Raw genomic sequence first — 20,494 nt, forward strand, 5'->3', positions numbered from 1 at the left:
CCACGTGGAGCCCTCGTCGATCAGGCCACCGCTGTGGGAGGAACCCGGCATGAACCGTTTCGTGAGTCCGCTCGTCCGCGGCATGATCCGACAGCGCAACCGCTGGTTCGACCGGCGCCTCGGGCTGCCCCGGCCCGAGGGCGTCGCCCGTGCGCACGCTCCCGGCGTCAGCCCCGATCGCGTGCTGTTGTTCGGCAGCGGGCCCGCCGTCGGGTGGGGTGTCCGCAGCCACGACCTGGGGCTCGCGGGCCATCTCGCGCGAGCGGTCTCGCAGGCCACCGGCCGTGGGGTCGACGTCGACGTCGTGGCCGACCCCGCCATGCGGACGGCGGACGCCCGGCGGGTGCTCGGAGACCGTGACCTCACGCGCTACGACGCCGTGGTCGTGGTGACCGGCATCAACGACGCCCTCGAGATGACCGACGTCACGAAGTGGCGGCGGGCGTTCGTCGACCTGCTCGTGCACATCGAGACCGAGACCGGAGGCGCGAGCAGCCCCGTCCTCGTCACGGGCGTCCAGGCGCCCAGCGAGGTGACGGTGTTCCGCATCGCCGGCGGTGGCCTCGTCGACCGCCATGCGGCCGCGGTGAACACGATCATCCGCGACGTCTGCTCGACGCATCCCCGCGTGCACGTGCTCATGCCCCCGTCGCCGCTCTCGGGCCACGACGACCGCGACCAGCTGATCGCCAAGTACGCCCGCTGGGGCGAGGCGCAGGCCGAGGTGCTCGCGCCCATGCTCGACGCGCAGATGTCGGCCGGCGGCGGCGTGGCGCGGGCGCGCCGACACGCCCCGCAGGCCGAGGTCGATCGCATCGAGGCGATCAGGGCCCTCGGCCTCCTCGACACCGACCCCGAGGAACGCTTCGACGACATCGTCGAACGGGCTCGGACCCTGCTCGGCGCGAGCGGGGCCGCGTTCTCGCTCGTGACCGCCGACCGACACTGGAACAAGGCCCTCGCCGGGGGCGGCGACCGCGAGATGCCCATGGCCCTGTCGTTCTGCGCCCACACGGTCGCCGGCGGCCAGCCGTTCGTCGTCGAGGACGCCTGGGCCGACGAACGGTTCGGCGTCGAGGCGCCCGCCCGGTTCTACGCCGGCTACCCGGTCGAGAGTCCCGACGGCGTCCGCATCGGCGCGCTCTGCGTCGCCGACCCCGAACCCCGCACGGTCGAGAGCGTCGACCTCGTCATGCTGCGCGAGCTCGCCCTCAGCGTGCAGCGCGAGCTCGCGAAACAGGCCGTCACACGGGCGTGACGGCCGATGTACAGAAAGATGTACACGATCTGACGCTCCGCGCTAGTCTCGTCGGCATGGAGACATCCGTCGGAAGTTCTGAAGTCCTCGCCGTGGCCGACGCCCGCAGTGGCTTCAGTCGCCTCATGCGGGACTTCCGGCTCGACCCCGACCGCCCTGCCGTCGCCGTGGGTCCGCATCGACGCCCAGAGGTCGTCATCGTGCCGTGGAGCCGGTTCGTCGAGATGTCCGAGCGCCCGACGTCGGGTCGCGCGGTCGCCTCACTGCTGGACGAGATCACCTCGCGTGCCGGTCTCGTGCGGCGCCTGGCGGGCCTGAGTCACATCGACGCCGTCAGCGTCTTCGGGTCGGTCGCTCGCGGTACCGAGACCGACGACAGCGACATCGACCTCCTGGTCGACCCGGGTGCCGAGGCGACCTACTTCGACTTCGCCCAGTTCGAACTCGACATGGAAGCCGTGTTCCAGCGTCAGGTCGACGTCGTGTCCCGGCGGGCGCTCGACCCCGAGACTGACCGCGAGATCCTGGCACAAGCGGTGCCCGTGTGATCCCCTCCCCGGACCGCGCCGAGCGCTGGCTGGCCGACCTCGACGCGACCCTGAGGGCTTCGGCCGAGCTCGTGTCCCGTGGTCGCGAGGCGTTCGACGGCGACCCGGCGCTTCCGTTGGCATTCGAGGCGCTGGCCAACCGGGTCGGTGACCTGAGCAAGCGCCTGGTCGCATGCGACGGCGGGCGGTTCCACGAGGTCGAGTTCTCCCTCGCCGCCAAGAACCGTGACTTCGTCGTGCATCATGACGACCGCCTCGACCGCGAGACCCTCTGGCAGACCGTGACCCGCAGCTTCCCCCTCCTGCACTCCCTCGTGCAGCGTCATCGAGTCGAACCGTGAGCGCCGAACCCCTGGTCACGCCCGACGGCCGATACCTCGTGGTTCGCGGCCGGCTGTGGCGCCGGACCGACCCTCGCCTCGACGAGGCGACCCGCGCCTCCCTGGTCCACGAGCTGATGGAGGCGTGGCGCGCGAAGAAGACGGCGTTGGCCGCGGACGACGCTGCCGCCGTCGAGGACGCCCGGGCCCGGGTCGACGCCGCCAAGACGTCGCTGGGCGAACGCGGCCCGGTGTGGTGGGACGACGACGCCCCCGACGAGACCCGCCGCATGGCACGGAACACGCGCTACGCCGAGTGGTTCGCGGGTGTCGAGGCCGACGCCGCCACGAGCTGAACGCTGCGCCGCGAGATGCCCCCGCACCACGAGATGGACACCGCACCCAGAAGTGGACACCGCGCCCGGATAAGACGCGGTGCGGTGTCCACTTCGTGGTGTGGTGCCGTGTGATGCGGTGGCGGGCGGGCGGGCGGGCGGGCAGCCCGCCGCGGGCGCGGCTAGCGGCCCTGGCGCTTCTTGAACGGCTTGGGCTGACCCTTGACGGCGGGAGTGCGACCCTTGCCCTTGGACGCCTTGGCCTTGCCGCCGGCCGGCGGGGGTGGCGGCGGCGTCGGGGTGGACGGACTCGCCAGTTCGTCCTCGGCGACGACCACCGCGGCCTTGCCGGCCTTGGTCAGCCGGTAGGGCGTGGCGTCGCGGTCGAACAGCTTCGCACCGAACTCGAGCTCGAGCGCCTCGATCGACGACTCGAGCTTCTGCCGCGAGATGCCGAGCTTGTCGGCCGCGACCGGGAAGTGCAGCACCTCGGCCGCGACGAGGAAGTGTCTCAGGTGGCTCGTCTTCACGCCGTGGCGACCGAACCGGCGGAGGAGCCGCCGACCGAGTCCGCGCGGATGCCCAGGCCGTCGAGGGCCTTCTGGAAGATCGTCAGACCGCTCATGCCCGGCAGGTTCGAGATGTTCTGGTCGAGCTTGACGGCGGCCTTCCGGCCCTCTTCGCCGCTCATCAGCTGGCCGAAGACGAACTTGACGTCGTCGACCTCCATGATCGACGAGCCGACGGGGGCCCAGACCTTCGACAGCAGGAAGCGCGTCAGCTTCTGCGCCTTCTTGCTCGCGAGCAGACGCTCACGGGCCTGCGAGACGTAGAACGCGACGTGGCGGGCCTCTTGCTTGGCGATGCGCTTCAGCAACTCGGCGAGGACCGGGTCCTGCTCGAGCTCGGCCATGCGCTTGTAGGCCGACACGGCCGAGTACTCGTTGGCCGCGCCCCACGACATGTGGACGGCGACGAAGTCCGAGCCGACGATCTTGCCGAGCAGGCCCTGCTTGACCGGGTCGAGGCGCTCGCGCCAGCCGAGCTTGAGGCGATTGGCCCGCAGCTGGTCGTAGTCGACCGTGATGCCGTGCACCTCGAGGATGGCGGCGAGGGCCTCGCCGTGCCAGAACTCTTCTCGGTTCCACATCGTCATGAACGTGGTCATCTCGTTCTCTTTGTGAGAAGGAGTCGTGAGCAGGTCACGGGTGTAGCAGACCGTGTGGTACTCGACGTCGGCCATGTAGCGCAGCGTCCGCAGCGAGTCCGCCGACAGCGGGTTCTTGCGGAAGTGGTCGAGGTCGAGGTCGTCCCAGCTCAGTCGTTCGGAGGTCGCGGCGAACTTGTCGATGTCGAAGGCCATGTGATGTCAGGAGGCGCGGGTTCAGACCCTGCCTCCGTCTCCTTTCGCTGTGGTGCTGCTGGTGCCGCTCGTGGTGCTGGTGCCGCTTCTGCCGTGGGGGCCGCTGCGAGTCCAATCGCGGATGCTCCACCTTCTTCGGAGCGCCTCGCGTGCCAGATTGCTGTCGGGGTTGACCGCGTTCGGGTGCCCGACCATCTCGAGCCAGGCGAGGTCGGCGAACGAGTCACCATAACCGTACGACCCCGAGAGGTCGATGTCGTTCGCCTGGGCGTATTGGCGCAGCCAGGCGGCGCGGGCCTCGTCGACCAGCGGGGGTTGTGCGAGATAGCCGGTGTAGACGCCGCTGCGCTGGTGCATCGTGCTGGCGACGACGTCGTCGAAGAGGTGCGCCAGGGGAGTCGTCAAGGTGTCGATCGAGCCCGTGACCAGCACGGTGCGGTGCCCGGCGGCGCGGTGCTCGGCGAGGCGGGCGAGTGCGTCGGGGAGGGTGTGGCGCAGGACCGTGTCGGCGTAGCCGCGCGACCGGACGACGCCCGAGAGTCGGGCGACGGGCATGCCCTCGTACCGCCGCGAGAAGGTGCGGATGAACTCGCCGCGGTCGCGACCCTCGGCCCGCAGGTAGCGCGGCAGCGAGGTGAGCAGGCTGGCGACCTCGCCGGGCCATGCGGCCTTGCGGAACCCGGCCGAGCGCACCCAGAGGTACTGCTCGACGATGTTGCTGTCGAGGACCGTGCCCTCGAGGTCGAACACGGCCACGACGTCGTCGCGCCGCGGCAGGGCCCGCGTGTCGGCGACGGCGGCCGACGCGGCGGGTCGCACCGAGAACGCCCGGGTCATGGCGGTGATGGACGGGAAGTGCACCTCTTGGAAGTAGTCCTCCCAGTCGACGTCGGTGACGTCGAAGCCGATGTCGGCGGGGGAGCCCGCCGGGAGTCCGGCGTGCAGGGCCCGCGTGCGGCGGTCGTCGAAGATGATCTCGGACTGCACGTAGTGGCGGTAGAGGTCGGTGAGGCTCTGCAGCGATTCGAGGTCGGCCCGACGGGTCTGCACCCCGGCCAGCGCCGTGCGGGTGCGGAGCGTGCTCGGCAGCCGGGTGAGCACGGCCTCGCGGACGTCGTTGACGCGGTTCGCGGTGCGGATGGCGCCCTCGACCTTGCGCACGCCCGGGAAGTTCCAGTGCGGCGCCTCGATCGACGAGTGCTCGTCGCGGGGCAGCGGGTTCGCCGTGAAGAACGCCTTCAGGTTCTCGAACATGCGCAGGATCGAGAACGGGTTGCTCCCGCCCGAGCTGGCGTGGAAGTACTGGGGGCTGCCGGCCTCGACCGGGTTCGCGGTGACGGCGAGGATGACGTTGACGACGTAGTCGACCGGGATCACGTCGAGCACGCTGTCGGGCACCCCGGGGAACTCGGGCAGCAGTCCGCGGGCGTACGACATGATCAGCGGGTCGGCGACCTTGAAGCCGTCGATCCAGCCGGGGTAGGGGTGTCGGTGGGCGCTCTCGACGATCGCCGGTCGGACCACCGACAGGCGATGCCCGGCCTCGGCCCAGAGTTCTTCCGCGGCGCGCTCGGCGAAGGCCTTGGTCAGCGTGTAGACGTCGGTCCAGCCGAGCGTCTCGGCCCGGGTGCGCCCGTAGTCGACGAGACGGGCCTTGACCCAGGCGACTCGTGCCTCCTCGGCGGCTGCGGCGACCGCCTGCGGGCCGGTCTTGCCGTGCGCCGCGCGACCCTGGGCGAGGAAGGTGCGCAGCGTCTCGGGCTGGCGCGAGGCGGCCTCGACACGGGCGCGGGCATCGCCGGCGGCGGCGCGTTCGACACGCCAGTCGACGGTGTGGCCGAGCGACGCCTCGGGGAACACGCCCTTGCGGATGCCGCCGACGTAGGCGGTCGACACGTGCACGACGTGCGGGTCGGTGCCCGTCCTCCGCAGGGCTTCGTACAGCCCGACCGCTCCACCGACGTTGGTCTCGAAGGCCTGGTCGATCGGCGGGTCGAAGGACACCGTGGACGCACTGTGGATGACGACGTCGAGGTCGCCGGGAAGGTCGGGCAGGTCGCCGAGACCGCTCTCGATCACCCGGAGCCGCTCGGCGAGGGCCTTCTCGACGCCCTCGGGCCCGACCGCCTCACGCCACGACGAGAAGACCGGTTTCTTCAGCAGGTGCCGCAGGCGCCCCTCGGCCGAGGTGCCGGCCTTGGGACGGATGAGGAGCGTGACCGTCGTGCCGGGGTGCGACGAGAGCAGACGCTCGAGGATCGCCTGACCGACGAAACCGGTGCCGCCGGTCAGCAGGACGTGCGCGCCGCCGAGGTCGACGCGGGTGGCGCCCGGGGTCTGGTCGGGCAGCGCGAGGCCGGGGGAGGAGCTCATGCGGTCAGCTTTCTGGTCACGGCCGCGCCGACGGTGGCGTCCAGGCCCGGCAGGTCGGCGACGAGCGCCCCCACGCGGTCGGCACGCAGGTGGCCCTCGGCCCCGCCGAACACGGTGGCGTCGAAGAAGGTGCGCTCGGAGTCGGCGCGCTCGACGGCGCCGATCGGCCAGACGGCCGTCACGAAGGAGGCGCGGGTCATCTTCACCGAGCGGCGCGAGTCGCGCAGACGCCAGTCGGCCTCGCTCGCGAAGAACTGCTCGTGGCGGGCCTTCACGACCCGGGCACGGTCGACGACGGTGGTCAGGGTGGGGTGTGCCGCCAGCTCGTCGAGGCGGTCGTATGCCTCTCGGAGCACCCACTCGTCGACGGCACCCGTCGTCGTGTGCACGGCGACGATGGGGGACCCGACGGTGATGGCCTGGAGGGCCCTGGTGATCGGGCCACGGCGCTCGACGGCCTCGGACGCGGCGTGCCGCTTCGGACCCTCGGGCACGTCGCGGTTGCGGGGCTCGCCGTGGGCCTCGAGGACGGCGTCGAGGGCGTCGGCCAGCCAGAACTTCTCGAACGCCCACGTCACGAGGAACGCGGTGACCCTCGTGTCCTTGTGGGTGGCCGTGACCAGGAGGTTCCGCAGGTTCTCCATCGTGGCGCTCTCGAGTCGGCCGAGGTGGCGGACGAGGCGCAGGGCGTCGGGGCCGAGGGGCGCGTCGGCGAAGCCGGACAGGTCGAGGTCGGGACGCCAGTTGCCCTGGGCCGTCTTGGTGAACTCGCGGATGTCGAAGTCGGGGGCGGCGCGCGGGGCATCTCTGGTCGTCATGACAGGGGGTCCTCCGGGGCAGAAGTGGACGAGGCGAGAAGGGCCTCGAACGTGTCTCGATGCGCGCAGTCTGCTCTCAGCACCGTATCGTAAGCGGCATGGCTGTAGCGCTCGTCACCGGGGGTACGTCCGGCATCGGAGCCGAATTCGCCCGCCAACTCTCCATGCGCGGCTGGGACATCGTCCTGGTCGCGCGTGACCTCACCCGACTCGACGAGACGGCGACCGCGCTGCGCGCGCTGGGCCGTGACGTCGAGGTGCTCGCGGCCGACCTCGGCGACCGTGGTGACGTCGACCGGGTGGCCGAGCGGCTGGCCGATCCGACCCGCCCCGTCGACCTGCTGGTGAACAATGCCGGTTTCGGCATGCACACCCCGCTGACCTCCACCGACGTCGCCGCACACGACCTCGCGTTCGAGGTCATGTGCCGGGCCGTGCTCGTCCTCTCGGGTGCGGCGGCGAGGTCCATGCGCGAGCGCGGCCGGGGTCGCATCGTCAACGTGTCGAGCACCGCGGGGCTGATGGCCATGGGCAGCTACTCGGCGATCAAGGCGTGGGTGACCTCGTACAGCGAAGGTCTCTCGGTCGAGCTCAAGGGCACCGGCGTGGGCGTCACGGCCCTGCTGCCGGGCTGGGTGCGGACCGAGTTCCATCAGCGGGCCGGCATAAAGTCGTCGTCCATACCCAACGCCCTGTGGCTCAGCACCGAACAACTCGTCGTCGCGTGCTTGCGCGACGTCGACAAAGGCAAGGTGATCTCCATGCCCACGCTTCGGTACAAGGTGCTGATGGGATTGGTCCGGCACGCTCCGAAGGGCGCCGTCCGGGCCGCGTCCGGTGCGATCTCGTCGAGCCGCCGCAAGCCGGTGGAGCAGTGAGCGCGAAGAACGACGGGGAGCGGCGCCGCGAGCACGCCCGCCTCGACGCCGTGGCCCAGCGGGTCGACGACGTCCGCGCCGACGTCGCCCACCGCGCCGGCGACGTCGCCCAGCGCGCCGGCGGCGTGGCCAGCGACGTGCGCGACCGCTTCAGCTCGCGGCGACACGCGATGGCCCGCTACGTCGCGCAGCGCATGCTGCTCAAGCCGACGATCTGGTCGATCACCGACGTGACGGTCATCGACCGCGACCGGGTCGAGGGGCTCACCGGCGGCTTCATCGTCGTCGCCAACCACTCGAGCCACCTGGACGCCCCGCTCATCCTCGGCGCCCTGCCCCGCAAGCTGGCGCGTTACCTCGCCACCGGCGCCGCGGCCGACTACTTCTTCGACGTGCCCTGGCGCCGACAGCTGACCGAACTGTTCTTCAACGCGTTCCCGGTGCAGCGGGGCTCGGGGACGCCGGCCTCCGCGGTCGACGCGACCCGCGCCTCCTCGTCCGGTGCGTCGGCCGGGTCGACGCCGCAGAGCTCCGCTCGACGGCGTGCCGCGGCGAAGGCGGCCGCCCGCGGGCGCCAGGGGCAGCCCACCGTCAGCGCTCGGTCGCTGCTGCAGCGGGGCTACCCCGTGCTGGTGTTCCCCGAGGGCACCCGCTCGAAGGACGGCACGGTCGCCGCGTTCAAGCCCGGTGCCGCCGCGCTCGCGTCCGCCTGCGGCGTGCCGGTCGTCCCCCTCGCGCTGATCGGTGCGAACATCGCCCAGCCCCGGGGGCGCAGCTGGCCCCGGCCCGGCCGACTTCCCGTCGGCGTCGCGTTCGGCGACCCGATGCGGCCCCACGACGGCGAGTCCGTCGCCGACTTCTCGACGCGCGTGCGCACCGAGATCCTGCGTCTGAAGGACGCCAACACCGCCCGCATCCTGGGCCCGTCAGACCCGCTCGAAGGAGAACGCCCGTGACCGACGTCCAGCAGAAGAAGAGTGCCGCCGTCGACGGCGTCAAGCACATGAAGTGGTGGGGCTGGGGTGTCGAGGGCGTCGCCTTCCACCACGACGACAAGCCCGCCTTCGCCCCCTTCGTCAAGAAGATCGTGGGCGTCGAGCTGTCGCAGGGTCACGACACCGGCCTCTCGTTCGACGACCTCGACGTTCCCGCCTCCCGGGCCGGCGCCGAGGTGCTCGACTCGCTCGTCCAGATCGTGGGCGACGGCCAGGTCGTCACCGACGACCACGACCGGGTCGTCCACACCTACGGCAAGAGCATCCGCGACCTGATCCGCATCCGTGCGGGGCGTCTCGACCGCGTGCCCGACGTCGTCGTCTACCCGGCCGACGAGGACGAGATCCAGCAGATCGTCGACCTGGCCGTCGCCAGCGACGTCGTGCTCATCCCGTTCGGCGGCGGCAGCAACATCGTCGGCAGCCTCGAGCCCCTGCCCGCGGAGGAGCGCACGGTCGTCTCGCTCGACATGGGCCGCCTCGACAAGGTGCTCGACATCGACGAGGACGGTGGGCTGGCGCGCATCCAGGCCGGTGGCCAGGGACCCGACCTCGAAGAGCAGCTGAACGCCCGTGGCTGGACCCTCGGGCACTTCCCGGACAGCTTCACCCACTCGACCATGGGCGGCTGGGTCGCCACCCGCTCGTCCGGCATGCAGAGCGACAAGTACGGCGACATCGCCGACATCACGAAGGGCCTGCGGGTCGTGCGCCCCGGGGGCGTGCTCTCGATCCGCGCCGTGCCGAGCGCGTCGACCGGTCCGTCGTTGCGCGAGATGATCATCGGCAGCGAGGGACGCCTCGGCGTCATCACCGAGGTCACCGCCCAGGTGCACCGCCTGCCCGAGAAGCGCGAGATCCTCGCCTACCTGTTCCCGTCGTGGCACGACGGCCTCGCCGCCATGCAGGCCATCGCCGAGAGCGACGCGCACCCGTCGGTCACCCGCGTCAGCGACGCCCACGAGACGGCGTTCTCGTTCGCCACCTCGAAGCCGGGCAAGGGCATCTCGCAGAAGGTCACCGACCTGCTGCCGACGATCCTGAAGGCGAAGGGCTGGGACGTCGACGCCATGTGCCTGTCGTTCATCGGCTACGAGGGCAGCCCCGAGCACGTCGCCCACACCCAGAAGGCCGTCGCCAAGATCGTCAAGGCGAACAAGGGCATGAGCGTCGGCAAGGGGCCGGGCAAGCTCTACGACCAGAAGAAGTTCGACACGCCCTACCTGCGCGACTTCTTCATGGACCACGGAGGCGCGGCGGACGTCTCCGAGACCGCCGCCCCCTGGTCGAAGCTGCGCCTCGTCTCGTCGCGCGTCTACGCCGCGGCCAACCAGGCGTTCGACAGCATCGGCAAGCAGGGCTGGATCATGGGCCACCTGTCGCACTCGTACCACTCGGGGGCGTGCCTGTACTTCACGTTCGCGTTCGAGCACGGTGACGACGCCGAGGCCGAGTACGACGTGGTCAAGCACGCCATCCAGCAGGCGTTCATCGACACCGGGGCGACCGTCTCGCACCACCACGGCGTCGGGCTCGAGCACCAGCCGTGGCTCGCACAGGACGTCTCGCCCGAAGGCGTGGCCGTCATGCAGGGGCTGTTCGACTCGGTCGACCCGGGACGCGTGTTCAACCCCGGGAAGGTGACGGGCGCGTAGTCCCGCGCCGCGCCTCCCGCGCTGCCGCGCCGCTGCCGCGCCGCTGCCGCGCCGCCGCCGCTGCCGCCGCACCGCCGCACCGCGCCACGAGATGGTCACAGCACCGCGATTAGTCCTGGTGCGGTGACCATCTCACGGTGTTTTCCGACTGAACGTGTCTCGTGCACAGGGGTGACGACGTGAACGCTGTCCACAGGGAGGCGCTGGTCGGGCCTCGAGGGCGGTGGGCGTGGACAGGGTGGGAGCGTGACCACTGCGCTTCCACCCCTCGTCTTCGCCGCGACCTACGGTTCCCAGAGCAGGCACGGCACTGCTCTGAGACGTGACGCGAGACGCGGCCTGCTGCATCGGGTGCACCCTGGGGTCTACGTCGAAGCCGCCGACTAGGCGCGTCTCGACAGACGTGGACGACACGTCTTGACGACGCGGGCGGTAATGGCCGGTCTGTCGCCGCGGGTCGTCGTGTCGCACGGCTCGGCCGTCGCCCTCCACCGTCTGCCGAGCGTCGACTGGCCGCGAGGGCCGGTGCATGTCATCGATCCCGGCCGCGACCGGACACAGGCGACCGCACGAGTCGTCCGCCACCCGGGGCCGATCGATGCACACGACACGGTCGAGATCGACGGGCTCGTCGTGACGAGCGAGGGGCGGACGGCCGTCGACAGGTCGAGGACGGCGTCCTTCGCCGACGGGGTGCTCTGTGTCGACGCCGTCCTTCGTCGCGCCGCGGCTCGGGCGGGGTGTTTCGAGGCGTCAGACCGACGCGACCCGCGTCGGTCCGCTGGTCACCGGTCGCTCGTGGACGCCGCGGCCGACGGCATGCGCCGGCTGCTGTTCGAGCGGCTTGACCGTGAATCCGGCACGCGGGGGCTGTCGACGGCCCGCGGGGTCGTGGCGTTCGCCACGCCGTGGGCAGAGAACGGCGGCGAATCCCTGTGTCGCCTGGCACTGCTCGAGCTCGGCGCTCCGGAGCCCTCCATGCAGGTCGAGTTCTTCGACGACGAGGGGCTGGCCGGACGATGCGACTTCGTGATCGGTGACGCGGCGCTCGAGTTCGACGGCAAGGCCAAGTACGACGATGCGGCCTTCCGGGCAGGGAAGGTGCCGTCTGCCGTGGTCAAGGCCGAGAAGGCGCGCGAGCGCCGCCTGGTGAGGTCGGGTGGAGTCTCGGTGATCGGACGATGCGACGCCGAGGACGTCGCATTGCGCCTTCCGCTCGCCAGAATTCTCCGAGACCTCGACGTCGAGCTCAGACCACGGCAGAACGCCAGGATGTGGCCACACCGCCAGGTTTAGGCGTGGTGCTGTGACCACATCCTGGCGGCGTGCTCACATCGTGGCGGGGTGGCGCGCGGGTGGGCGGGGTGGCGGGGTGGCGGGGGACGCACAGGGGGACGGCGCAGGGCGGCTGCCTAAGATGAGCATCGATCCGTCCGCACAGACCCCGTTCACGGAAGAGACCCGCGCATGCCCGGAATCCACGCCGACATCACCTCGGCCTTCGGCAACACCCCGCTCGTCAAGCTCAACTCGCTGCCCGCCGAGGGCGGGGCCGAGGTGCTGGCCAAGCTCGAGTTCTACAACCCGGGTGCCAGCGTGAAGGACCGCCTCGGCGTCGCCATCGTCGACGCGGCCGAGGCGTCCGGCGACCTGAAGCCCGGCGGCACGATCGTCGAGGGCTCGAGCGGCAACACCGGCATCTCGCTGGCCCTCGTCGGTGCCGCCCGCGGCTACCAGGTGATCGTCACCATGCCCGAGACGATGAGCGTCGAACGACGCACCGTGATGAAGGCCTACGGCGCGAAGATCGTCCTGACCCCCGGCCCCGAGGGCATGAAGGGCGCCGTCGAGCGTGCCAAGCAGATCGCCGCCGAGACCGAGAACGCGATCTGGGCGCAGCAGTTCGAGGCCCGGGCCAACGCCGAGATCCACCGCCGCACGACCGCGCCCGAGATCCTGCGCGACACCGACGGGAAGATCGACTTCTTCGTCGCGGGCGTCGGCACCGGCGGCACGATCACGGGCGTCGGCCAGGTGCTGCACGAGAAGGTCCCCGGCGTGAAGGTCGTCGCCGTCGAGCCCGCCGACTCGCCCTTGTTGAGCGAGGGCAAGGCCGGGCCGCACAAGATCCAGGGCATCGGGGCGAACTTCGTGCCCGAGGTGCTCGACCGCTCGCAGATCGACGAGGTCTTCCCCGTGCAGCTCGACGACGCCCTGCGCGTCGCGCGCGACCTGGCCACGCGAGAGGGCATCCTCTCGGGCATCTCGTCGGGCGCCATCATCCACGCCGCACTCGAGATCGCGAAGCGACCCGAGAACGCCGGCAAGCGCATCGTCGCGATCGTCTGCGACACCGGAGAGCGCTACCTGTCGACCGTGCTCTTCCAGGACCTCGCGGACGCCTAGGGTGCAGCTGGTCGCCCGCCTCCGCGAAGACCTCGACACCGTCCGGAGGCGCGACCCGGCGGCCCGAGGACGCGTCGAGACCGCTCTGGTCTACTCGGGCTTGCACGCGGTGTGGGCGCACCGCGTGACCTCGCGACTGTGGCGTGCGGGGCCGGCACCGCGCCTCCTCGGGTCGCGGTTCGCCGCGCGGGTTCTCTCGCAGGTGGCCCGGACGCTGACCGGCGTCGAGATCCACCCCGGGGCCCGCCTCGGGGCCCGCCTCTTCATCGACCACGGCATGGGCGTCGTGATCGGCGAGACCGCGGTGGTCGGCGACGACTGCACGATCTTCCACGGCGTGACCCTCGGGGGCAAGGGACGAGGAGGCGCGCTCGGCCGCCGGCACCCCACCGTCGGTGACGGCGTGATGATCGGTGCCGGGGCCGCCGTGCTCGGCGGCGTCACCGTGGGCAGCGGCAGCGTCGTCGGGGCCAACGCCGTCGTGACGAAGGACGTCCCGCCCGGGTCCGTCGCGGTGGGCGTGCCCGCGATCGCCCGGCCGCGCGCCGAGGCCTGAGCCTGCCCCGACCGGGCCGTGCCGGGCCCTGCCCCGACCGGGCCGGGCCGGGCCCTGCCCCGACCGGGCCCGGCACGTCGAGGAGTCACGACGTGCCGGTCACCGTGGACCCGAGCGGCATGTCGTGACTCCTCGGCGAGCCCGCCTCAGTGGCGAGGCTCCCAGCGGAACAGTCGCATCCCCGCGACCACGGCCAGCGCGGCCCAGACCAGCGTGGGGGCGAGCAGCACCGGGACGACCGACAGGTCGCCGCCGTTCCAGGCGAGCACGGCGAGTTCCATGAGTCCGCCTCCGGGCAGCACCCGCTTCAGCCAGAGCAGGTCGTCGGCACCGGTGAGCGTCCACCAGATGGCGACGCCGAGCGTGACCATGAAGATCGGCATGGTCGTGTACTGCGCGTGCTCGGGTGAGGTGCTGAAGCCGGCCGTCGCGAACGCGAATCCGGCGAACATGACCTCGGCGATGATGACGGCGGCGATCACCAACGCCGGGTTCGCCGGTGGTTCGCGCACGGCGAGGACGCCGAGCACGATCACGATCTGCGCGAGGCTGACGGCCATGGCGGGGAGCACGAGTCCTCCGATGATGCCCGCGTCGCTGACCGAACCGCTGCGCAGTCGCTTCAGGTAGAGCGACTGTCGACGGGCCGCCAGCGTCGTCGTCGCGGTGATGTAGACCCCGAGGCCCACCATGCCCACGATCTGCACGCCCGCGAGCATGCCGCCCGTGCCGTAGACACCGAACAGGAAGGTGCCGGCTCCGAACGCCAGGGGCAACAGCAGGGCCGAGAGCGCGACGGTGCGGTTGCGCACGAGCATGCGCAACTCGGCGACGCCGATGGCGACGGGTCCCGACCGGTTCGAGCCGGAGGGAGAGGTGCCGCCGGGCCCGGTCGGACCCGTCGAGGCGGGGGAGGAGGTGACGACGGAAGTCATGAGGGGTCCTTTCGAGGACGGTGGATCGAGGGGGTCAGGAGGCGCGGCTGAGGTCGCGGAACACGTCGTCGAGTCCCGACTCGTGCACGGTGAAGCGGGCCAGGGTGTGGTCGGCGTCGGCCGCCCAGCGCAGCAGCGTCGCGACGTCGCGCTGGGCGTCGTCGGTCTCGACGACGACGACGTCGTTCTCGGTGCGGGTGATCGGCAACGGGAGGTCGTCGATCGCGGCGGGGGCGACGAACCGGATGCTCGTCGTGCTCCCGGCCGTCAGGTCGGCGACCGTGCCCTCGCGGCGGATCGCGCCCGCGTGCATCAGGCCGATGCGGTCGGCGTTCTCGGCCGCCTCTTCGAGGTAGTGGGTCGTCAGGACGAAGGTGACCCCCGCCTCCCGCAGTTCGGCGACGACGGCCCAGAGGGCGTCGCGGGCGGCCGGGTCGAGGCCGGTCGTCGGCTCGTCGAGGAAGACCAGCTCGGGGGTGCCCCAGACCGCGGCGGCGAAGTCGACGCGGCGGCGCTCGCCGCCCGACAGCTGGGCGACCCGGGCGCGGGCCTTGTGGTCGATGCCGACCAGGCCGAGCACCCGGTCGACGTCGTCGTCGCGGCCCGAGACGGCCCCAGAGAGCAGGACGCTCTCGCGCACGGTCAGCTCCGGGGCGAGGCCGGAGTCCTGCAGCATCATGCCGATGCGGGGGCGCGTGCGGCGACGGTCGGCCGGGTCGCTGCCCAGCACCTGGACCGTGCCGCTGGAGGCCTCGCGATGACCTTCGAGCACCTCGAGCGTGGTGGTCTTGCCGGCTCCGTTGGTGCCGAGCAGGGCGTACAACTCGCCCCGACGCACCGTGAGGTCGACGCCGTCGACCGCGGTGAACGACCCGTACGAGCAGGTGAGGCCCCGCGTCGAGATCACGGTGTCGGCCTCCTCCGCCTGATCACGGGTGACGGCCGGGCGGGGCGTGGTGTCGGTGGAGTTCGTCATGTCATCGACGATCTCGCGTTCGGCGCGGCCGTCGTAGTGCCACCGCGCCACCAGTTCCGTGTGACATCGGTCACGTGCAGGCGTGACATCGGGCAGGCCCGTCCGCGTGGGCACTCCGTTAGCGTGGTTCCATGCCCCGCCGCACGCTGCCCGCCCGCTCCGCGAGCCTCGTCACGGGATCCCGACTGCCACCCCTGGCGCGCATGCGGCGCTACGTGACCTGGTCGTTCGTCGGGTTGGCCGCGTTCTACACGGTGGTCTTCGGCACGATCCTGGTCGTCGAGGGGGCCTCGCCCGCGCTCGTGGCCGCCGTCGGTGTCGTGGGTGCGCTGGTCACCGCTCAGTCGTTCTTCTGGGAGCGCCGAGGCCCGTGGTGGCTGACCGCCTCCACCCTGGTCACGTCGTACGGTCTCTGGCTGATCGTGCCCCTCGGCGGGCAGAACTTCGTGGTGCTGTTCTTCTTCGGCATCTCGCTCGGCTACGTCACCACGACCGCGCCGCTCGCCGCTCCGCGCTGGCTGATCGTCGGCCTCGTGCTCGCCCTGCTGCCGGTGGTGCTCACCTCGGCTGACGATCTGCCCGTGCTGACGGCGCAGGTCGTGGCCGTCGTGCTCGCCCTGCTCGCGATGTACGGCGTCTGTCGACTGAACCGGTACGGGTTCGACCTCTACCTCGAGATCGACGCGGCCCGCGAGACGCAGTCCGAGCTCGCCGTGATGCAGGAGCGCTACCGCTTCTCGGTCGATCTCCACGACATCCAGGGGCAGGCCCTGCACGTCAGTCGCCTGCAGCTGCAACTGGCCGACAAGACGCTCGACCGTGACCCCGTCGCCGCGCGCCAGCACCTCCGCGAGGCCGAGCAGTTGATCGTGCAGACCATCGCCGAGACCCGCCGTCTGGCCTACGGCGAACGCACCCTCACGCTCGCCGGCGAACTGGCCAACTCGACCGAGCTCATCCGCGCTGCGGGCATCGAGCTCGAGGTCACGGGCGTCCCTCCCGTCGGGCACCCGGCCGACGACCTGTTCGGTCACGTCGTGCGCGAGGCCACCACGAACCTGCTGCGGCACGCCCAGGCCGAGCGGGTCACCATCGTGCTCGGCCCCGAGTCGGTCCAGGTGGTCAACGACGGCGCGGCCGAACCGATGCGAGGGCTCAGCGGCCTGGCCCGCCTCGGCGAACGGTTCGGCGCGGTCGGCGGCACCGTGACCACCCGTCAGATCGACGCCGAGTTCCGGGTCGAGGCCCACGCGGCCGGGACACCCGCCGCGGCGCTGCGTGGGGGTGCTTCGTGATCCGGGTGCTGCTCGCCGACGACGAGACCCTGCTCCGGCGGTCGATCGCCGCCCTGCTCGACCTGAGCGAGACCGTCGAGGTCGTCGCCCAGGCCGTCGACGGCACCGAGGCGGTGGCGCTCGCGGCCCTCCACCAGCCCGACGTGGTGCTGCTCGACCTCGAGATGCCCGGCATGGACGGCATCGACGCGGCGATCGCCATCCTGGGTGGACGACCCGACCAGGCGGTCGTGCTGCTGACTCGTCACGGTCGTCCGGGCGTGCTCCGGCGGGCCCTCCGCGCCGGCGTTCGGGGCTTCCTGCCGAAGTCGGTCGACCCCGACGAACTCGAGAGGGTGATCGTGCAGGTGCACGGCGGCCGTCGCTACATCGACGCCGACATCTCGGCGTCGGCGATGATGGACGACTGCCCGCTGACCGAGCGCGAGCTCGACACGCTGCGCCTGACGACCGACGGGTTCTCGGTGCGCGAGATCAGCGCCCGCCTGCACCTCGCGTCGGGCACGGTGCGCAACTACCTGTCGTCGGCCATGCAGAAGACGGGCAGCTCGTCCCGTCACACCGCCGCCCGGGTCGCTCGCGAACGCGGCTGGCTCTGACCCCGTCACCGCCGAGATGTCACGACTTGCGGCTCATGTCCGAAGGTGAGTGGCAAGTCGTGACATCTCGGCGCGCGGTGAGGCCCGCGGGTCAGGCGTTCGTGAGCTCGCGGTCCCGCGAGACGGCCGAGGAGGCGCGGCGCGGCTCTCGAGGCTCGAAGCGCCCCTTGAGCTTCAGGGCGGGCTTCTCCACGACGTGGTGCGAGAGCACCGACGTGCCGACGGCCGCGGCGAGCACGAGGACGATGCCGAGGGCGCCCTGCACGTACGGCTCGAGGAGCGCGATGAATACGACGTGCCAGAGGTACAGCGGGTACGAGATGGCACGTCCGAACCAGGCGACCGGGGCCAGGGACAGCACCCAGGCGACGGGCGACGACGCCGTGACGAGCCCGCCGATCAACAGCATCGAGGCGAGGCCCACGGCGGGCAGGGCGACCGCGAAGGTCAGGACGTTCTGCTGCCAGCCCGATCCGATGACGAACAACGAGCCCACGACCCCGGCGAGTCCGAGCCAGGTGGCCAGCGCCCCCCAGCGGCCGGCCAGGGCGGCCCGCACGCGATCGGACCGCAGGACGACCGCCAGGACGCAGCCCATGAGCAGGGGGGCCACGTTGAGGACGGGGCTGAAGTAGATGTCGGGGGTCGCGCTGCCGGACGGGCGGTCGTAGAGGAACCAGGTCGCGACGGCCGAGGCGACGACGACGACCGACAGACCGGCGACGAGGGCCCTGCGCTTGACCGCGACGGCGAGCAGCAGCACGAGCACCGGCGGCCAGACGAGGTAGAACTGCTCTTCCATCGACAGGCTCCACATCGGGGCGAAGACGCCCTGCGAGGTGTCGAAGAAGGCCCGGGCGATGTTGCCCGAGTAGGTCAGGGCGATCACGGCGGCACCGACCGGGCCGAGCGTCGAGCCCTGGTAGTCGCCGACGAGCCACCACAGTGAGATGCCGACCACGACGACGGCGAGCAACGTCGGGTAGAGCCGCAGCAGGCGACGGACCCAGAACCGGCCGAGCCGGATGCGTCCCGTCGACGCGTGCTCGCGCAGCAGCAGGGTGGTGATCAGGTAGCCCGACAGCACGAAGAACACGTTGACGCCCACGAATCCGCTGCCGAAGCCCGGCACGTGCAGGTGGTACAGCACGACGAGGGCGATGGCCAGGGTTCGCAGGCCGTCGAGCGGCAGGACCCGGTCTCGACGGGTGGTCGAGACGGGGCGGACGGTCGGCTCTGTGGTCGGCAGGGCTGAGGGCATCGTTGCAGTGTGCCTCACGTTTCTTGGTGCCGCCCGAACGAGGAGGCCGGGTTCGCATCCCGGCCCCACCCGCTCGTGGGCAGCATCAGGAGGGCGCTACCCGCGCTGCCGCGGGACGCGACGCGGCAGGGCGAACACCAGCACGAACGAGGCGAAGGCGAAGATCGCGCTGACGAGCATGGCGTGGGCGGCCGCGTCGGTGAACCCGGTGGCGACGTCGGCGGGCGTGCGGCCCGAGATGGTCAGCGTCCCGAAGAGCACGCTGCCGATGATGGCGATGCCGACGGCCGAGCCGATGCGCTGGATGGCCGAGATGACGGCGCTGGCCGAGCCGGCGTCCTGCCGGTCGACCGTCGCGACGATGAACTGCACGTTCGGCGCGATGAAGAAGCCGTTGCCGAGGCCGGCGAGCAGCAGCGGCACCAGCAGCATCCAGTTCGTCAGGTCGGAGGCGTCGACCGTGACGAGCACGAGCCACATCCAGGTGAGGCCGATCGTCACGAGGGCCGTGCCGAGGATCAACACGCCGCGCCCGAGTCGGGCGGCGATGCGGTTGCTCTGCGACGAGCTGATGATGCTGCCGACCGCGAACGGGATCGCCACGGCGCCCGAGGCCAGCGCGCTGTGGCCGAGTCCGGACTGCCAGAGCAGCGAGATCGTGAAGAAGATGCTGGTGAAGGCCGCGAAGTAGACGAGCGCCAGCACGACGCCGCCGGTGAACGACGGGTGGGCGAAGAGCTTGGGTGGGACGAGGGGGGTCTTGCCGCGCTTCGTGTACGCGACCTCCCACAGGCCGAACAGGGCGAGCAGCACGACGCCGGCGGCGATCGTCAGGTAGGTCCAGAGCGGCCAGCCCTCGTCCTGTCCCTGGATCAGCGGGACGAGCAGGGCGACGAAGGCGCCCGAGACCAGCACGAGGCCGATCCAGTCGAGCCCGCGGTCGGGGCGGGGCACCGATTCGTCGCGCTTGGGCAGCAGCACCGCGGCGGCGATCAGGGTGATGATGCCGAACGGCAGGTTGACGTAGAAGACGAGACGCCAGCCGTTCTCGTCGCCGAACGCCTGGATGATCAGGCCGCCGATGATCGGGCCGAGCGCCGACGAGACGCCGATGACGGCACCCATGATGGCGAAGGCCTTGCCGCGCGAGCGACCGGGGAACAGCAACTGGATGAACGCCGTCACGGCGGGCACGAAGATTCCGCCGGCCAGTCCCTGCACGACGCGGAACACGACGAGCTGGGTGTCGTCCTGGGCGAGGCCACAGGCGAGAGACGCGAGCGTGAAGAGCAGCACGCCCGTGAAGTAGACCCACTTGTGGCCGATGCGGTCGCCGATGCGTCCGGCGGGGATCAGTGCGAGACCGAAGGCGAGCGCGTACCCCGAGATGATCCACGACAGGGTCGACTCCGAGGCGTCGAGCGTCGTGCGGATCGTCGGCAGGGCGACGTTGACGATGGTCGTGTCGAGCAGGGCGATGAACATGCCGAGCAGCAGGGCGACGAGGGCGTACCAGGCGTGACGTGGCACGCCGGCGGGCTGGCCGGGGCCGGCCCCGGGCGAGGACGCCGAGGAGGCGCGGGTCGAGGGAGCGGCGGAGGCGTCGGTCATGGGGGAGCCTTTCGGGCAGCGGCACGGGCCGTGAGGCGAGGCGAGGGCGTGGGGCGAGGCGGGGGCGTGGGGCGGCACGAGGCCGGAGCGCGTGACGGCGGCGTCGGGGCGTGCGCGGGACGCAGGAGGCGCTGGTCACCGACCAGCGCCTCCTGATTTTTGCACGTTCTGCACTCGAGCGCGCACCGCCGTCACCGGCTGCCTCCCCGTCCACCTGTGCACATCGCGACACCTCGACGGCGACACGCCGCACGGCGGGCGAGACCGGCGGCGTGTCGCCCTCTCGATGTCGGGAATTGCACGCGCGGAGGC

General features: G+C 71.3%; 20 protein-coding genes. 12 read left to right on the forward strand and 8 right to left on the reverse strand.

The window, feature by feature from the left end; genetic code table 11:
- The first annotated feature begins 49 nt into the window (after positions 1–49).
- The 4 genes from ASG28_RS00570 to ASG28_RS00585 are packed head-to-tail and all read left to right on the forward strand — an operon-like array spanning position 50 to position 2,482.
- Complete coding sequence (locus tag ASG28_RS00570) at positions 50–1,258, forward strand: GAF domain-containing protein (protein WP_055970906.1); 1,209 nt, start codon at positions 50–52, stop codon at positions 1,256–1,258.
- Between the two features lie 56 nt (positions 1,259–1,314).
- On the forward strand, positions 1,315–1,806 hold the full coding sequence (locus ASG28_RS00575; protein ID WP_082454151.1) for a nucleotidyltransferase family protein: 492 nt from the start codon (positions 1,315–1,317) through the stop codon (positions 1,804–1,806).
- The gene (locus ASG28_RS00580) at positions 1,803–2,147 is read left to right on the forward strand and encodes a hypothetical protein (RefSeq protein WP_055970910.1); all 345 of its coding nucleotides are present in this window, start codon (positions 1,803–1,805) and stop codon (positions 2,145–2,147) included. Before ASG28_RS00575 ends, ASG28_RS00580 begins: the two co-directional genes overlap by 4 nt.
- The gene (locus tag ASG28_RS00585; protein WP_200925228.1) at positions 2,144–2,482 is read left to right on the forward strand and encodes a hypothetical protein; all 339 of its coding nucleotides are present in this window, start codon (positions 2,144–2,146) and stop codon (positions 2,480–2,482) included. The genes ASG28_RS00580 and ASG28_RS00585 overlap by 4 nt, the downstream gene beginning before the upstream one ends.
- Positions 2,483–2,643: 161 nt before the next feature.
- On the opposite strand, the gene ASG28_RS00590 is transcribed toward ASG28_RS00585, so the two are convergent.
- Genes ASG28_RS00590 through ASG28_RS00605 form a run of 4 tightly spaced genes read right to left on the reverse strand, consistent with a single transcriptional unit; the run spans position 2,644 to position 7,015 of the window.
- Positions 2,644–2,991, reverse strand: coding sequence for a helix-turn-helix domain-containing protein (locus tag ASG28_RS00590; RefSeq protein WP_055970912.1), 348 nt, complete (start codon positions 2,989–2,991; stop codon positions 2,644–2,646).
- On the reverse strand, positions 2,988–3,824 hold the full coding sequence (locus tag ASG28_RS00595; protein ID WP_055970915.1) for a hypothetical protein: 837 nt from the start codon (positions 3,822–3,824) through the stop codon (positions 2,988–2,990). The genes ASG28_RS00590 and ASG28_RS00595 overlap by 4 nt, the downstream gene beginning before the upstream one ends.
- 21 nt (positions 3,825–3,845) lie before the next feature.
- The gene (locus ASG28_RS00600) at positions 3,846–6,197 is read right to left on the reverse strand and encodes an SDR family oxidoreductase (protein WP_082454153.1); all 2,352 of its coding nucleotides are present in this window, start codon (positions 6,195–6,197) and stop codon (positions 3,846–3,848) included.
- Positions 6,194–7,015 (reverse strand): hypothetical protein, encoded by an 822-nt coding sequence (locus tag ASG28_RS00605; RefSeq protein ID WP_055970917.1) that lies wholly within the window; start codon positions 7,013–7,015, stop codon positions 6,194–6,196. The genes ASG28_RS00600 and ASG28_RS00605 overlap by 4 nt, the downstream gene beginning before the upstream one ends.
- 98 nt (positions 7,016–7,113) lie before the next feature.
- On the opposite strand from ASG28_RS00605, the gene ASG28_RS00610 reads away from it, so the two are divergent.
- From ASG28_RS00610 to epsC, 6 genes are all read left to right on the forward strand, one after another.
- Positions 7,114–7,893, forward strand: coding sequence for an SDR family NAD(P)-dependent oxidoreductase (locus ASG28_RS00610; RefSeq protein WP_055970919.1), 780 nt, complete (start codon positions 7,114–7,116; stop codon positions 7,891–7,893).
- The gene (locus ASG28_RS00615) at positions 7,890–8,849 is read left to right on the forward strand and encodes a lysophospholipid acyltransferase family protein (protein ID WP_082454155.1); all 960 of its coding nucleotides are present in this window, start codon (positions 7,890–7,892) and stop codon (positions 8,847–8,849) included. The genes ASG28_RS00610 and ASG28_RS00615 overlap by 4 nt, the downstream gene beginning before the upstream one ends.
- Positions 8,846–10,543 (forward strand): FAD-binding oxidoreductase, encoded by a 1,698-nt coding sequence (locus ASG28_RS00620; RefSeq protein ID WP_326937848.1) that lies wholly within the window; start codon positions 8,846–8,848, stop codon positions 10,541–10,543. The genes ASG28_RS00615 and ASG28_RS00620 overlap by 4 nt, the downstream gene beginning before the upstream one ends.
- A gap of 798 nt (positions 10,544–11,341) precedes the next feature.
- Positions 11,342–11,839 carry a hypothetical protein gene (locus tag ASG28_RS16285; protein ID WP_157485591.1) on the forward strand — a complete coding sequence of 166 codons (498 nt, stop codon included), beginning with the start codon at positions 11,342–11,344 and terminating at the stop codon, positions 11,837–11,839.
- Positions 11,840–12,010: 171 nt separating this feature from the next.
- Positions 12,011–12,949, forward strand: coding sequence for a cysteine synthase A (cysK, locus tag ASG28_RS00630; protein WP_055970924.1), 939 nt, complete (start codon positions 12,011–12,013; stop codon positions 12,947–12,949).
- Between the two features lies 1 nt (position 12,950).
- Positions 12,951–13,505 (forward strand): serine O-acetyltransferase EpsC, encoded by a 555-nt coding sequence (epsC, locus tag ASG28_RS00635; RefSeq protein WP_055970926.1) that lies wholly within the window; start codon positions 12,951–12,953, stop codon positions 13,503–13,505.
- Between the two features lie 146 nt (positions 13,506–13,651).
- On the opposite strand, the gene ASG28_RS00640 is transcribed toward epsC, so the two are convergent.
- Together ASG28_RS00640 and ASG28_RS00645 are read right to left on the reverse strand one after the other, a co-directional pair.
- Entirely contained in the window at positions 13,652–14,440 is a 789-nt protein-coding gene (locus tag ASG28_RS00640) for an ABC transporter permease (RefSeq protein ID WP_200925230.1), read from the reverse strand.
- 34 nt (positions 14,441–14,474) lie between these two features.
- On the reverse strand, positions 14,475–15,416 hold the full coding sequence (locus ASG28_RS00645) for an ABC transporter ATP-binding protein (RefSeq protein WP_082454683.1): 942 nt from the start codon (positions 15,414–15,416) through the stop codon (positions 14,475–14,477).
- 131 nt (positions 15,417–15,547) lie between these two features.
- Between ASG28_RS00645 and ASG28_RS00650 the strand changes: the two genes are divergently transcribed.
- Together ASG28_RS00650 and ASG28_RS00655 are read left to right on the forward strand one after the other, a co-directional pair.
- Positions 15,548–16,711 carry a sensor histidine kinase gene (locus tag ASG28_RS00650; protein WP_082454157.1) on the forward strand — a complete coding sequence of 388 codons (1,164 nt, stop codon included), beginning with the start codon at positions 15,548–15,550 and terminating at the stop codon, positions 16,709–16,711.
- A complete protein-coding gene (locus ASG28_RS00655) occupies positions 16,708–17,310 on the forward strand; it encodes a response regulator transcription factor (protein WP_055970930.1) in 603 nt (200 codons plus the stop codon). Before ASG28_RS00650 ends, ASG28_RS00655 begins: the two co-directional genes overlap by 4 nt.
- Positions 17,311–17,401: 91 nt before the next feature.
- On the opposite strand, the gene ASG28_RS00660 is transcribed toward ASG28_RS00655, so the two are convergent.
- Both ASG28_RS00660 and ASG28_RS00665 read right to left on the reverse strand, forming a co-directional pair.
- Positions 17,402–18,571, reverse strand: a complete 1,170-nt coding sequence (locus tag ASG28_RS00660; RefSeq protein ID WP_055970932.1) for an acyltransferase family protein — start codon at positions 18,569–18,571, stop codon at positions 17,402–17,404.
- Positions 18,572–18,667: 96 nt separating this feature from the next.
- Entirely contained in the window at positions 18,668–20,182 is a 1,515-nt protein-coding gene (locus tag ASG28_RS00665) for an MFS transporter (RefSeq protein ID WP_055970934.1), read from the reverse strand.
- Between the last annotated feature and the right edge of the window lie 312 nt (positions 20,183–20,494).

Origin of the sequence: Frigoribacterium sp. Leaf415 (assembly GCF_001424645.1) — a bacterium.
Taxonomy (GTDB): Bacteria; Actinomycetota; Actinomycetes; order Actinomycetales; family Microbacteriaceae; genus Frigoribacterium.